At 67.3% G+C, this 12,136-nt stretch carries 12 protein-coding genes and 2 riboswitches; of the genes, 10 read left to right on the top strand and 2 right to left on the bottom strand.

The features are described 5' to 3' along the window. Positions 1 to 6: 6 nt before the first annotated feature. The 6 genes from ACP7CK_RS13200 (at position 7) to ACP7CK_RS13225 (ending at position 5,065) form a co-directional block, all read left to right on the top strand. Positions 7 to 681, top strand: a complete 675-nt coding sequence (locus tag ACP7CK_RS13200) for a Tat pathway signal sequence domain protein (RefSeq protein WP_426026283.1) — start codon at positions 7 to 9, stop codon at positions 679 to 681. Further along, entirely contained in the window at positions 681 to 2,483 is a 1,803-nt protein-coding gene (argS, locus tag ACP7CK_RS13205) for an arginine--tRNA ligase (RefSeq protein ID WP_426026284.1), read from the top strand. Before ACP7CK_RS13200 ends, argS begins: the two co-directional genes overlap by 1 nt. A gap of 121 nt (positions 2,484 to 2,604) precedes the next feature. After that, positions 2,605 to 3,366, top strand: coding sequence for an NYN domain-containing protein (locus ACP7CK_RS13210; RefSeq protein WP_426026285.1), 762 nt, complete (start codon positions 2,605 to 2,607; stop codon positions 3,364 to 3,366). A gap of 10 nt (positions 3,367 to 3,376) precedes the next feature. Next, entirely contained in the window at positions 3,377 to 3,631 is a 255-nt protein-coding gene (locus tag ACP7CK_RS13215) for a FitA-like ribbon-helix-helix domain-containing protein (RefSeq protein WP_426026286.1), read from the top strand. Continuing rightward, positions 3,628 to 4,059, top strand: a complete 432-nt coding sequence (locus ACP7CK_RS13220; protein ID WP_426026287.1) for a type II toxin-antitoxin system VapC family toxin — start codon at positions 3,628 to 3,630, stop codon at positions 4,057 to 4,059. The genes ACP7CK_RS13215 and ACP7CK_RS13220 overlap by 4 nt, the downstream gene beginning before the upstream one ends. Beyond that, on the top strand, positions 4,049 to 5,065 hold the full coding sequence (locus tag ACP7CK_RS13225) for an adenosine deaminase (protein WP_426026288.1): 1,017 nt from the start codon (positions 4,049 to 4,051) through the stop codon (positions 5,063 to 5,065). Before ACP7CK_RS13220 ends, ACP7CK_RS13225 begins: the two co-directional genes overlap by 11 nt. Before the next feature lie 188 nt (positions 5,066 to 5,253). Here ACP7CK_RS13225 and pncA read toward each other — a convergent pair whose 3' ends face one another. Together pncA and ACP7CK_RS13235 are read right to left on the bottom strand one after the other, a co-directional pair. Beyond that, the gene (gene pncA, locus ACP7CK_RS13230; RefSeq protein WP_426026289.1) at positions 5,254 to 5,886 is read right to left on the bottom strand and encodes a bifunctional nicotinamidase/pyrazinamidase; all 633 of its coding nucleotides are present in this window, start codon (positions 5,884 to 5,886) and stop codon (positions 5,254 to 5,256) included. Next, positions 5,886 to 6,857 (bottom strand): class 1 fructose-bisphosphatase, encoded by a 972-nt coding sequence (locus ACP7CK_RS13235; RefSeq protein ID WP_426026291.1) that lies wholly within the window; start codon positions 6,855 to 6,857, stop codon positions 5,886 to 5,888. The genes pncA and ACP7CK_RS13235 overlap by 1 nt, the downstream gene beginning before the upstream one ends. A gap of 167 nt (positions 6,858 to 7,024) precedes the next feature. Further along, positions 7,025 to 7,123, top strand: a riboswitch (glycine riboswitch). Between the two features lie 4 nt (positions 7,124 to 7,127). Continuing rightward, positions 7,128 to 7,217: riboswitch (glycine riboswitch) on the top strand. 55 nt (positions 7,218 to 7,272) lie between these two features. Here ACP7CK_RS13235 and gcvT point away from each other — a divergent pair. The 4 genes from gcvT (at position 7,273) to gcvPB (ending at position 11,852) form a co-directional block, all read left to right on the top strand. Then, positions 7,273 to 8,403 carry a glycine cleavage system aminomethyltransferase GcvT gene (gene gcvT / locus ACP7CK_RS13240; RefSeq protein ID WP_426026293.1) on the top strand — a complete coding sequence of 377 codons (1,131 nt, stop codon included), beginning with the start codon at positions 7,273 to 7,275 and terminating at the stop codon, positions 8,401 to 8,403. A gap of 10 nt (positions 8,404 to 8,413) precedes the next feature. Then, positions 8,414 to 8,779, top strand: a complete 366-nt coding sequence (gene gcvH / locus ACP7CK_RS13245) for a glycine cleavage system protein GcvH (protein WP_372705436.1) — start codon at positions 8,414 to 8,416, stop codon at positions 8,777 to 8,779. A 145-nt stretch (positions 8,780 to 8,924) separates the two neighbouring features. Then, entirely contained in the window at positions 8,925 to 10,271 is a 1,347-nt protein-coding gene (gene gcvPA / locus ACP7CK_RS13250; protein ID WP_292150323.1) for an aminomethyl-transferring glycine dehydrogenase subunit GcvPA, read from the top strand. A 12-nt stretch (positions 10,272 to 10,283) separates the two neighbouring features. After that, a complete protein-coding gene (gcvPB, locus tag ACP7CK_RS13255) occupies positions 10,284 to 11,852 on the top strand; it encodes an aminomethyl-transferring glycine dehydrogenase subunit GcvPB (protein WP_426026295.1) in 1,569 nt (522 codons plus the stop codon). Positions 11,853 to 12,136: the final 284 nt, after the last annotated feature.

Below are 12,136 nucleotides of genomic sequence, written 5' to 3' on the forward strand. Positions count from 1 at the left end.
TAACTGATGCGTCGCGTGCTCTCCGCCCTGGCCGCCGTCTCCATTGCGGCCGCTGTCCTGCCCGTCGCCGCCGAGGCGCAGACCTCGCAGCGCCAGCGTGATCGCAGTTCCAGCGGCCAGCAGGCCGATGGGACTGAAAACGCTCCCAGCCGCGCGCCGCGCATCGCGCCCCTGCGCCGCCGGCCCAACGCCGGCCCCTGCCCCTTCGTGAAGGTGCTGTACGACGCCGCCCGCTACGTCGAGCTGGAAGGCGGCCGCGCGGCCGTTTCCAACGTCGGCTACACCGGCGAGATCGAAGGCGTGTCCGCTGACTGCGAATACCGTGAGGCCGATCCGATCCGCCTGGACATGGACATTCTGTTCGAGCTGGGCCGTGGCGAAAAGGCGGCGGGTGACCAGAAGACCTATCGCTACTGGGTCGCCGTGACCGAGCGCAACAACGCCATCCTGGCCAAGGAATATTTCGACCTGCCGGTGGATTTCGACGGCCAACGCACCGCCTCGGTCCATGAACAGCGGACCATCGTGATCCCCCGCGCGGGCATCGACACCAGCGGCGGCAATTTCGAAGTCCTGATCGGCTTCGACGTCACGCCGGAAATGGCCGAGTTCAACCGCTCGGGCAGCCGCTTCCGCGTCAACGCCGGCGTGCCGGCCCAAGCCTCTGCGCCGAACCAATAATGGCTGATCTGAAGACCGTCCTCAGCGAAGCGGTCGCCGCCGCCTTCGCCGCCGAAGGCGTGGATGCGGCCCTGGCTCGCGTCACCCCATCCGACCGCCCCGACCTGGCCGACTTCCAGTCGAACGGCGCCCTGGCGGCCGCCAAGGCGTTGAAGGCCAATCCGCGCGAGCTGGCGGGCAGGATCGCCGAGCGGCTGAGCTCCGACCCGCGCTTCGCCTCGGTCGAAGTGGCGGGACCGGGCTTCATCAATCTGAAGCTGGCCGATGCGCTGCTGGCCGAACGCGCCGCAGAGGTGGCCGCCGACGCCGAGCATGCGGGCGCCGCCGTGGTGGCCGATCCGCGCAAGGTGGTGATCGACTACGGCGGTCCGAACGTGGCCAAGCCGATGCACGTCGGCCATCTGCGCAGCGCCATCATCGGCGAGAGCCTGAAGCGGCTGTTCCGCTTCCGCGGCGACCATGTCACCGGTGACGCCCATTTCGGCGACTGGGGCTTCCAGATGGGGCTGCTGATCGTCGCCTGCGGCGATGAAGGCCTGGCGGAAGGCTTCCTGGTCGAGGGCGACGGCCCCTTCCCGGCCGACAGCCCCGTGACCCTGGCCGATCTGGACCGGCTGTATCCGCTGGCGGCCGGCAAGGCCAAGGAAGACCCGGCCTTCCGCGACCGCGCCCGCAAGGCGACGGCGGAACTGCAGAACGGACGTCCCGGTTATCGCGCCCTGTGGGCTCATTTCGTGGCGGTCAGCCGCGAGGCGCTGAAGCGCGAATACGGCGATCTGTCGGTCGATTTCGACCTGTGGAACGGCGAGAGCGACGCCGATCCCCAGATGCCCGAAATGCTGGCGCACCTGAAGGCGACCGGCCTGCTGGTCGAGGACGACGGCGCCCAGGTGGTGCATGTCGCCAAGCCCGGCGAGACCCGCAAGAAGAAGCTGGCCGACGGTTCGGTGATCGAGGCGCCCTCGCCCCCGCCCCTGCTGGTGATCAGCTCGGAAGGCTCGGCCATGTACGGCACGACCGACCTGGCCACGATCCTGGACCGCAAGAAGGCCCTGGCGCCGGACCTGGCGCTGTACGTCGTCGACGAACGTCAGGCCGAACATTTCGAACAGGTGTTCCGCGCCGCCTATCTGGCCGGCTACGCCGCGGAAGGTTCGCTGGAGCATCTCGGCTTCGGCACCATGAACGGCCAGGACGGCAAGCCGTTCAAGACCCGGGCCGGCGGGGTGTTGAAGCTGCGCGACCTGATCGACCAGGCGACGGACAAGGCGCGCGAACGGCTGCACGAAGCCAAGCTGGGCGACGACCTGTCGCCGGAAGAATTCGAGGCCATCGCGCACAAGGTGGCCATCGCCGCCCTGAAGTTCGCCGATCTTTCGAACGCCCGCACCACCAGCTACGTCTTCGATCTGGACCGGTTCATGAGCTTCGAGGGCAAGACGGGCCCCTATCTGCTGTACCAGTCGGTGCGGATCAAATCCCTGCTGCGCAAGGCCGCCGAACAGGGCGCGACGCCCGGCGCCATCGTCATCGCCGAACAGGCGGAACGCGATCTGGCCCTGACGCTGGACGCCTTCTCGACCGCCGTGTCGGACGCCTATGACAAGCGGATGCCGCATCTGGTGGCCGAGCACGCCTATCGCGTGGCCCAGTCCTTCTCGAAATTCTACGCCGCCTGCCCGGTGCTGGTCGCGCCGGACGAGGCGACGCGGGCTTCGCGCCTGGCCCTGTCAGCTGCGGCCCTGCGTCAGCTCGAGACGGCGCTGACCCTGTTGGGGATCGAGACGCCCGAACGGATGTGACCGCCGTTCTGTGACCTGAAAGACGCGGACTCCGCTGCGCTCCTCTGATTAACCTTTACGGGGGACAGGGGGCGGACGACGGATGGGGAAACCCTACGGTCAGCATCACGGGCGCATTCGCATGGCCGATGGGGCCATTCGCGGCTTCGGTCCCGGCGATTTCACGCCGCCGTTCCTGAAACGCCGCGCCGTCCTCTATGTCGACGGCTATAATCTGTTTCACGCCCTGCTGGACCAGAAGCGGCGAGAATGGTTGTGGCTGGATCTGCAGGCCCTGGGGCGGGGGCTGATCGATCCGATGGAGCGGCTGACCGACGTCGTCTGGGTCAGCGCGCACAAGCCCCAGGCCCGGGCGCGGATGGAGGCGCAGTTCCGCTATGAAACGGCGCTGAGAGCCCGGCGCGTGCGCTGCCTGATGGGCCATTTCGTCGTCCACGGCGAACATTGCCGTGCCTGTGGCCACGGCTGGAGTTCGGCGACGGAGAAGCAGAGCGACGTCAACCTGGCCCTGGCGGTGGCGGACGATGTGGCGGCGAACCGGGTCGATAGCGTCTATCTGCTGACCACCGACGGGGACCATGCGGCCACCGTGCGGTTCGTGCGCGAGGCCTATCCGGACAAGCGGATCGTCAGCGTCGCCCCGCCCGGCCGGCTTCACAACCGCCAGATCGCCAACTGGACCGACGAACTGGTCGGGATCGGCTCCAATCTGCTGGCCCAGTCGATGCTGCCCGACCGACTGAAGACGGCCAAGGGCTGGATCGAACGGCCCGAGGCCTGGAGCGCCCGCCCCATCCTGCCCCCGCCGCCCGATCCGCCGCCGACCGACGACGCAGGGAAGACCAAGGCTGGACATCTGCGGCTGGTGGTGTCGAACGCCTAGTCGGCATGGTATGATTGCCGTCGCCATGAACATCCATGTCCGCAATCTCGACGAAGAAACGGTCCGCGCCCTGGAACAGAGGGCCGCGCGCAACGGCCGCTCGGCCGAGGCGGAGGTGCGCGCCATTCTGACGGCGGCTGCGGCGGTCGAGACGCCGGACAGATCCGACTGGATCCAGACGTCGGATGAGCTGCGAGCGCGTTCGGCCGGACTCAGCCACACGCCGTCCGAAATTCTGGTTCGGGAAAGCCGCGACGAAAGATGAAGGCGGTCATCGACTCCAGCGTCGTGATCAAATGGTTCGTGAAGGAGGATGATGCGGACGCATCGCTCGACCTCCGTTTTCAGCCTTTGGCTGCGCCGGACCTTCTGCTCGTGGAATGGGCCAATGTGTTCTGGAAGAAGGTTCGGCGTCAGGAATACCACGCCGATGACGCGGCCTTAGCCCTGGGGGCGATCGAGCGAGCGAACATAAGCCTGTCGCCCGCCTATGGATTGGCCTTGCGCGCGTTCGATATCGGTCGCGCGCTGGACCATGCCGTCTATGATTGTTTCTACCTGGCCCTTGCCGAACGCCTGAGCCTGCCTTTGATCACCGCCGACGCCAAACTGATGTCCAAAGCGACGCTCGAGCGCGCATCGGTCCGCGTGCTCAATCTATCAAACTGGAAGACCGCCCTCGATGCCGACTGACCTGGACGCCTATATCGCCGGCCTGCCCAAAGCCGAGTTGCACCTGCATATCGAGGGCTCGCTGGAGCCGGAGCTGATGTTCGAACTGGCGCAGCGCAATGGGGTGTCCATCCCCTATGACAGCGTCGAGGCGGTGCGGGCGGCCTATGATTTCTCGAACCTGCAGGATTTCCTGGACATCTATTACGCCGGGGCCGCCGTGCTGCTGACCCGCAAGGATTTCGAGGATCTGGCCTTCGCCTATTTCCAGCGGGCGGCAGCCGATAACGTGCGCCACGCCGAGATCTTCTTCGATCCCCAGACCCATACTGATCGGGGCGTGGCCTTCGGCGTGGTGGTCGAGGGGCTGATCGCGGGCATGGACCGGGCCAAGACGGAACTGGGCGTCAGTTCGGGTCTGATCCTCAGCTTCCTGCGCCACCTGACCGAGGAGGAGGCGTTCGCGACCCTGGAGGCGGCCAAACCCTATCTGCATCATTTCATCGGGGTGGGGCTGGATTCGTCGGAGGTCGGTCATCCGCCGTCCAAGTTCCAGCGCGTCTTCGCCGCCGCGCGTGAGCTGGGCCTGAAACTGTGCGCCCACGCCGGGGAGGAAGGCCCGCCGGCCTATGTCCACGAGGCGCTGGACCTGCTGAACATTGACCGGATGGACCACGGCAACCGCTCGATGGAGGACGAGGCCCTAGTGGAGCGACTGGCGCGCGAGCAGATGACCCTGACCGTCTGCCCCCTGTCGAACCTGAAACTGTGCGTGGTGAATGACCTGAAGGATCACCCCGTGCCGGAGATGCTGCGCCGGGGCCTGCACGTCACCCTGAACTCGGACGATCCGTCCTATTTCGGCGGCTATGTGAACGACAACTACAGCCGGCTGGCGGCGGCGGTGGGGCTGACGCGGGATCAGGTGACGCTGCTGGCGCGGAACAGTTTCGAGGGGTCGTTCCTGGGCGAGGCGGAGAAGGCGGCGTATCTGGCGGAGGTGGAGGCCTACGCGAAGGCGGGCTGACGCCTCTTCTTTCGTCATCCTCCGGCAAGCCGCGTCTTCGCGGCGCAGACCGGGGGACCCAGCGGCGCCGAAGGCGATGCTTCCACCGCTCGATGTTTGAACACCTCGTCCGCGACAGGTTCGCGCTCACGCGCGCCGCTGGGTCCCCCGGTCTCGCTGCGCTCGCCGGAGGATGACGAAAGAGGGGTTTAGGCGAGGACGCTCGCCGCCCCACTCTCCACCACCCCCAGCGCCCGGAAACTGTCCTTCGCCGCCGCCTCGCTGTGCAGCGCGATCGCGCGGCTGGCGTCGGAGATGACCACGGCCTCGAAGCCTTCGCGCACCGCATCCTCGGCGGTGAAGCGGACGCAGTAGTCGAAGGCCAGGCCCGCGAGGAAGACCCGGCTCACGCCCAGGTCGCGCAGCAGGCCGGCCAGGCCCGTCGGGGTGCGATGGTCGTTCTCGAAGAAGCCGGAGTAGGAATCGACCGCCGGGTTGTAGCCCTTGCGGATCACGGCCAGGGCCTTGCGCACCGTGGGCGCGACGTCGGGATGGAAGTCGGCGCCGGGCGAACCCTGGATACAGTGATCCGGCCACAGCATCTGGCGGCCGTAGGCGACCTCGATCTCGGTGAAGGGGGCCGCGCCGGAGTGATTGGAGGCGAAGCTGATCTGGTCCGGCGTGTGCCAGTCCTGGGTCACGACCACGCGGGAGAACCGTTCGGCCAGCCGGTTGATCAGCGGCATGATCCCCGCCCCGCCCGCGACCGCCAGAGAACCGCCCTCGCAGAAGTCGTTCTGCGGGTCGATGACCAGGAGGACGTCAGTCGGACCGATCTGCATCACATGCCCGCGTAGGCGTCGATCTCGTTGGCCGAGCCCAGGGCGACCGGGATACGCTGGTGCAGATGCTCGGGCTGGACGTCCAGGATGGGCTGCACCCCGTCCGTCGTCGCCTTGCCCCCGGCCTGTTCGACCAGGAAGGCCATGGGATTGCCCTCGTACATCAGGCGCAGCTTGCCGGGCTTGGTCGGCTCGCGCTTGTCCCACGGGTAGAGGAAGACGCCGCCGCGCATCAGGATGCGGTGGACGTCGGCGACCATGGCGGCGACCCAGCGCATGTTGAAGTTCTTGCCGCGCGGGCCTTCGTCGCCCTTCAGCAGGTCGCCGATGTAGGTCTGCACCGGCGCGGACCAGTGGCGCAGGTTCGACATGTTGATGGCGAACTCCTTGGTGTCCGGCGAGATGGCGATGTCGTCGTGGGTCAGGATCCAGTCGCCGTCGTTCGACAAGGTGAAGCCCTTCACGCCGGCGCCGGTCGTCAGGACCAGCATGGTCTGGGGACCGTAGAGGGCATAGAGGGCCGCGACCTGGTTGCGGCCCGGCTGCATGAAGTCGGCCTCGGTCGGCGAAGCCGTGGCGGACTTCAGCACCGAGACGATGGTGCCGACCATGGCGTTGATGTCGATGTTGGACGAGCCGTCCAGCGGGTCGAACAGGGCCAGATATTCGCCGGTCGAATGGGACGCCGGCTGGACCTCGTCCATCTCCTCCGAGGCGACGCCGGCGACGGCGGGACAGGCCAGAAGGGCGTCGGTCAGCATGTCGTTGGTCATGACGTCGAGCTTCTTCTGCTCCTCGTCCTGGACATTGATCTGGCCCGAGGCGCCCAGAGCCCCGGCCAGGGCGCCGCCGGCGACGACCTTGCTGATGTCGGCGCAGGTGGCGGCGACGACGGTCAGCACCGCTTTCAGACCCTCGGGCGCGTCGAGCGCGGCGATATGGGCGTCGAGACGGGTGCGGTCGGCGGTCATGCGGTCGGTCCGGTGCGGCTGAGGCGGTTCCCGTTCTTGGCGGGCCAACGGCGCGAGGGCAAGGGCGACGCAACAACAGGCGATGCGAACGGCGACAATGACGCCGCCGGACGGCCTCCGAAAGCCGCCGACGCTTGACTTGGGCCCGGAGTCGGTGGCTTAGGTCGGATGCTCTCGCGGGAGAGTTCGGGACCGGCAGGCCGGCCCCCGACGCCGAAGGCGCAACCGCCCCGGAAACGCTCAGGCAAACGGACCGCGACAGCATACGGACGCTGGAAAGTCGCCCCCTTCTCGGGATCAGGGCGCGCCGACGGAGCAAGGCGGTCTGACCGCCGGAATCTCTCAGGCTTCAGGACAGCGGGGGCGCGAAGACGGCGGAGCTCCGCCACCAAACGCGACCGTGAAAGCCTGAACCATGACCGACCAAGCCCTGAAGACCCCCCTTCTTAAAACGACGCCCCTGAACGCCGCGCACCGCGCCCTGGGGGCCCGGATGGTGGGCTTCGGCGGCTATGACATGCCAGTCCAGTATGAGGGCGTCCTGGCTGAGCACCGCTGGACCCGCGAACACGCCGGCTTGTTCGACGTGTCGCACATGGGCCAGTGCAAGATCACCGGCGAGGACGCGACCGCCCAGTTCGAGCGGTTCGTGCCCGGCGACTATGAAATCCTGAAGGCCGGCAAGCAGAAGTATTCGCTGCTGCTGAACAAGGACGGCGGGATCATCGACGACCTGATGGCCGGCCGCCCGGATCACGACGGCCTGTTCGTCGTCGTCAACGCCGGCAACAAGGACGAGGATTTCGCCTTCTGGGACGCGAACCTGGAAGGCGACGCCAAACTGACGGTGCTGGACCGCGCCCTGATCGCCATCCAGGGACCGGAAGCCGCCGAAGTCATGTCGGCGTACGAGCCGCTCCTGGCCGAGATGGGCTTCATGGAATGCGCCCGGCTGATGCTGTTCGGCGTCGACTGCTATGTCTCGCGTTCGGGCTATACCGGCGAGGACGGCTATGAGATTTCGGTGCCGGCGGACCAGGCCGAGCGCGTCTGGAACACCATCCTGGAGGACGCCCGCGTCAAGCCGATCGGCCTGGGCGCCCGCGACAGCCTGCGCCTGGAAGCCGGCCTGCCGCTGCACGGCCATGACATCGACCCGACGACCTCGCCGGTCGAAGGGGCGCTGACTTTCGCCCTGTCCAAGTCGCGCAAGGAGCGCGCGGATTTCAACGGCGCCGAGCGGATCCTGAAGGAACTGGCCGACGGTCCTTCGCGCGTCCGCATCGGCCTGATCGTCAAGGAAGGCGCCCCGGCCCGTGAAGGCGCCGAGATCGCCGACGCTGACGGGAACGTCATCGGCAAGGTCACCTCGGGCGGCCCCTCCCCTACGCTGGGCAAGAACATCGCCATGGGCTTCGTGCCGCCGGCCTATGCCGCGCTGGGTACGGAGTTGAAGGTCGTCGTGCGCGGCAAGTCCGCCGCCGCCGAAATCGTCGCCATGCCCTTCGTGGCGCAACGCTATTACCGCAAACCGAAGACCGTCTGAGGATCAGATTATGAAGTTCACCAAGGATCACGAGTGGGTCAGCCTGGACGGCGACATCGCCACCGTGGGCATCTCGAAGCACGCCGCCGACGCCCTGGGCGACGTGGTGTTCGTGGAAACGCCTGAGGTCGGCAAGACCGTCGCCAAGGGCGCCAGCTTCGCCGTGGTCGAGAGCGTCAAGGCCGCCTCGGACGTCTACGCCCCCGTCTCGGGCGAAGTGGTCGAGGCCAATGACGCCCTGTCGACCGCCCCGGAAACCGTCAACGCCGCCCCGGAAGGCGACGGCTGGTTCGCCAAGATCAAGGTGTCGGACGCCTCGGAGCTGGACGCCCTGATGGACCAGGCCGCCTACGACGAGTTCCTGAAGACGCTTTGACTTCATCCGCTCATCCCGGCGAAAGCCGGGACCCAGTTCTTTCGCGAGGCAGGGTGCGTGGGATGAGCGGCTCTTCTTTAGATCGACGCGACCGATCGCCCAAAACACTGGGTCCCGGCTTTCGCCGGGATGAGCGGAATAGAACATGCGCTACCTCCCCCTGACGCCCGACGACCGCACGGCGATGCTCGCCGCCATCGGCGCGAAATCGATCGACGACCTGTTCGTGGACGTGCCCGAGGCGGCGCGACTGGACGGGCCGGTGGACCTGCCCCGCGTGGCCGGCGAGATGGAGGTCGAGCGCGCCCTGTCCGCCATGGCCGCCAAGAACGCGACGGCCGGCGCGGTGCCCTTCTTCTGCGGCGCAGGGGCCTACAAGCACCATGTCCCGGCGACGGTGGATCATGTGATCCAGCGGTCCGAGTTCCTGACCAGCTACACCCCCTATCAGCCGGAAATCGCGCAAGGGACCCTACAGTACCTGTACGAGTTCCAGACCCAGGTCGCGAACCTGACCGGCATGCCGGTGGCCAACGCCAGCCTCTATGACGGCTCGACCGCCATGGCCGAGGGCGTGCTGATGGCGACCCGCGTGACCCGCCGCAACAAGGCGGTGATCTCGGGCGGCGTGCACCCCCACTATGTCAAGGCGACCGAAACCGTGGTCCACGCCGTCGGCGTCGAGACCCAGGTCCTGGCCGCCGCCGTCGACGCCGAGGCCGCCGTGATCGACCAGATCGGTCCTGACACGGCCTGCGTCGTGGTTCAGACCCCCAACGTCTTCGGCACGGCGACGGATGTGACCAAGATCGCCGAGGCCGCCCACGCCGCCGGCGCCCTGCTGATCGTCGTGGTCACCGAGGCGGTGTCTATGGGCCTGCTGAAGTCGCCCGGCGAGATGGGCGCGGACATCGTCGCGGCCGAGGGCCAGTCGATCGGCAACGCCCTGAACTTCGGCGGCCCCTATGTCGGCCTGTTCGCCACGCGCGAGAAGCTGATCCGCCAGATGCCCGGCCGCCTGACCGGCGAGACCGTGGACGCCGACGGCGAGCGCGGCTTCGTCCTGACCCTGTCGACGCGGGAGCAGCATATCCGCCGCGACAAGGCGACGTCGAACATCTGCACCAATTCCGGCCTCTGCACCCTGGCCTTCACCATTCACATGAGCCTGCTGGGCGAGACGGGCCTGCGCAAACTGGCCCTGCTGAACCACGAGAAGGCCGTCGCCACCCGCGACGCCCTGGCCGCCATTCCGGGCGTCGAAATCCTGACCTCGCGCTTCTTCAACGAGTTCGCGGTGCGTCTGCCCAAGAACGCGGCCGAAGTCGTCTCGACCCTGGCCGATCACCATGTTCTGGCCGGCGTGCCCTACAGCCGTCTGGCCCCCGATGCGGGCATGGACGACGTCCTGCTGGTCGCCGCGACCGAGACGACGCTGGATGTGGACATCCAGATCCTCGCCAAGTCACTCTCCAAAGTCCTCGGCGCGTAAGGGATCCTGACCATGAGCACCATGAACACCGTCGGCCGTCCGACCGCTCCGAACGCCGTGACGACCAAGCCCGCCACCCTGACCGGCGGCCGCGGCCTGTTGCAGAACGAAGCCCTGATTTTCGAAGGCGACGGCTGGGGCAAGACCGGCGTCGATCTGGCTGAGCCCAAGACGGACGGCTCTGACCTGGGCGACCTGGTCCGCAAGGATCCGATCGGCCTGCCCGGCCTGTCGGAGCCCGAGGCCATGCGGCACTATGTGCGCCTGAGCCAGAAGAACCACGCCATCGACCTGGCCATCTATCCGCTGGGCTCGTGCACGATGAAGCACAACCCGCGCCTGAACGAGAAGATGGCGCGCCTGGCCGGCTTCTCGGACATCCACCCCTTGCAGCCGATCTCGACGGTGCAGGGCGCGCTGGAACTGATGGACACGCTGGCGCACTGGCTGAAGACCCTGACCGGCATGCCCGCCGTCGCCCTGTCGCCCAAGGCGGGCGCGCACGGCGAACTGTGCGGCCTGATGGCCATCCGCGCCGCCCACGAGGCCTCGGGCCAGCATGAGAAGCGCCGCAAGGTTCTGGTGCCCACCAGCGCCCACGGCACCAATCCGGCCACCGCCGCCTTCGTCGGCTACACCGTCGTCGAGGTCGCCCAGACCGAGGAAGGCCGCGTGGACGTCGCCGACCTGGCCGCCAAGCTGGGCGACGACGTCGCCGCCATCATGGTGACCAACCCCAACACCTGCGGCCTGTTCGAGCGCGACATCCTGGAGATCAGCCGCCTGACGCACGCGGCCGGCGCATACTTCTATTGCGACGGCGCCAACTTCAACGCCATCGTCGGCCGGGTTCGTCCGGGCGATCTGGGCGTCGATGCGATGCACATCAACCTCCACAAGACCTTCTCGACGCCGCACGGCGGCGGCGGTCCGGGCGCGGGTCCGGTGGTCCTGTCGGAGGCCCTGGCGCCCTTCGCCCCGGCGCCGTGGGTCGTGCACGACGAGGACGGCTATCGCCTGATCGAGCGCGAGGAAGACGAGGCGGTTCAGGCCTTTGGCCGCCTGTGCGCCTTCCAGGGCCAGATGGGCATGTATGTGCGCGCCCTGTCCTACATGATGTCGCACGGCGCCGACGGCCTGCGCCAGGTGGCCGAGGATGCGGTGCTGAACGCCAACTACATCAAGGCCCGCCTGTCGGACCTGATGAGCCCCGCCTTCCCCGATGGCCCCTGCATGCACGAGGCCCTGTTCGACGACGCATGGCTGAAGGGCACGGACATCACCACGCTCGACTTCGCCAAGGCGATGATCGACGAGGGCTTCCACCCGATGACCATGTATTTCCCGCTGGTCGTCCACGGCGCCATGCTGATCGAGCCGACGGAAACCGAGTCCAAGGCCGAACTGGATCGCTTCATCCACGCGATGCGCCTGTTGGCCGAGGCCGCGAAAGCCGGCGACGTCGATCGCTTCAAGGGCGCGCCCTTCCACGCCCCCTTGCGCCGCCTGGACGAAACCCGCGCCGCCCGCTCGCCGGTGCTGCGCTGGACCGCGCCGGCAGGGTCGAACCAGGCGGCGTAAGGGCGACGGATAGGCCCCGTCATCCCAGGGCTTGTCCCTGGGATCCATACTCCCAGCGCCAGACGAAGGCGCATTCTGCGGAAACACCGGGAGTATGGATCCTCGCCGCAAGGGCGAGGATGACGAAGGTTGAAGAGGGGTGACCTCCCCCTATTGTGTCCTGGAGGCAACAGCCAGAAGCCCTTGATCAATCATGACCAAAGCTTCACGCCGTAGACACGGATCGGCCATGGACACACGGTCTTAACGAGCCTGTGGCAGGCTGGCCACGGTCGCTCTTTCCT

The sequence above is a fragment of the Brevundimonas sp. TSRC1-1 genome (assembly GCF_049898245.1).
Taxonomy (GTDB): domain Bacteria; phylum Pseudomonadota; class Alphaproteobacteria; order Caulobacterales; family Caulobacteraceae; genus Brevundimonas; species Brevundimonas mediterranea_A.

Coding starts and splice junctions, on each gene's coding strand:
- ACP7CK_RS13200 (WP_426026283.1), top strand. CDS start 7: ATGCGTCGCGTGCTCTCCGCCCTGGCCGCCGTCTCCATTGCGGCCGCT.
- gcvT (WP_426026293.1), top strand. CDS start 7,273: ATGACCGACCAAGCCCTGAAGACCCCCCTTCTTAAAACGACGCCCCTG.
- ACP7CK_RS13225 (WP_426026288.1), top strand. CDS start 4,049: ATGCCGACTGACCTGGACGCCTATATCGCCGGCCTGCCCAAAGCCGAG.
- ACP7CK_RS13210 (WP_426026285.1), top strand. CDS start 2,605: ATGGCCGATGGGGCCATTCGCGGCTTCGGTCCCGGCGATTTCACGCCG.
- gcvPA (WP_292150323.1), top strand. CDS start 8,925: ATGCGCTACCTCCCCCTGACGCCCGACGACCGCACGGCGATGCTCGCC.
- argS (WP_426026284.1), top strand. CDS start 681: ATGGCTGATCTGAAGACCGTCCTCAGCGAAGCGGTCGCCGCCGCCTTC.
- ACP7CK_RS13220 (WP_426026287.1), top strand. CDS start 3,628: ATGAAGGCGGTCATCGACTCCAGCGTCGTGATCAAATGGTTCGTGAAG.
- gcvH (WP_372705436.1), top strand. CDS start 8,414: ATGAAGTTCACCAAGGATCACGAGTGGGTCAGCCTGGACGGCGACATC.
- ACP7CK_RS13235 (WP_426026291.1), bottom strand. CDS start 6,857: ATGACCGCCGACCGCACCCGTCTCGACGCCCATATCGCCGCGCTCGAC.
- pncA (WP_426026289.1), bottom strand. CDS start 5,886: ATGCAGATCGGTCCGACTGACGTCCTCCTGGTCATCGACCCGCAGAAC.
- gcvPB (WP_426026295.1), top strand. CDS start 10,284: ATGAGCACCATGAACACCGTCGGCCGTCCGACCGCTCCGAACGCCGTG.
- ACP7CK_RS13215 (WP_426026286.1), top strand. CDS start 3,377: ATGATTGCCGTCGCCATGAACATCCATGTCCGCAATCTCGACGAAGAA.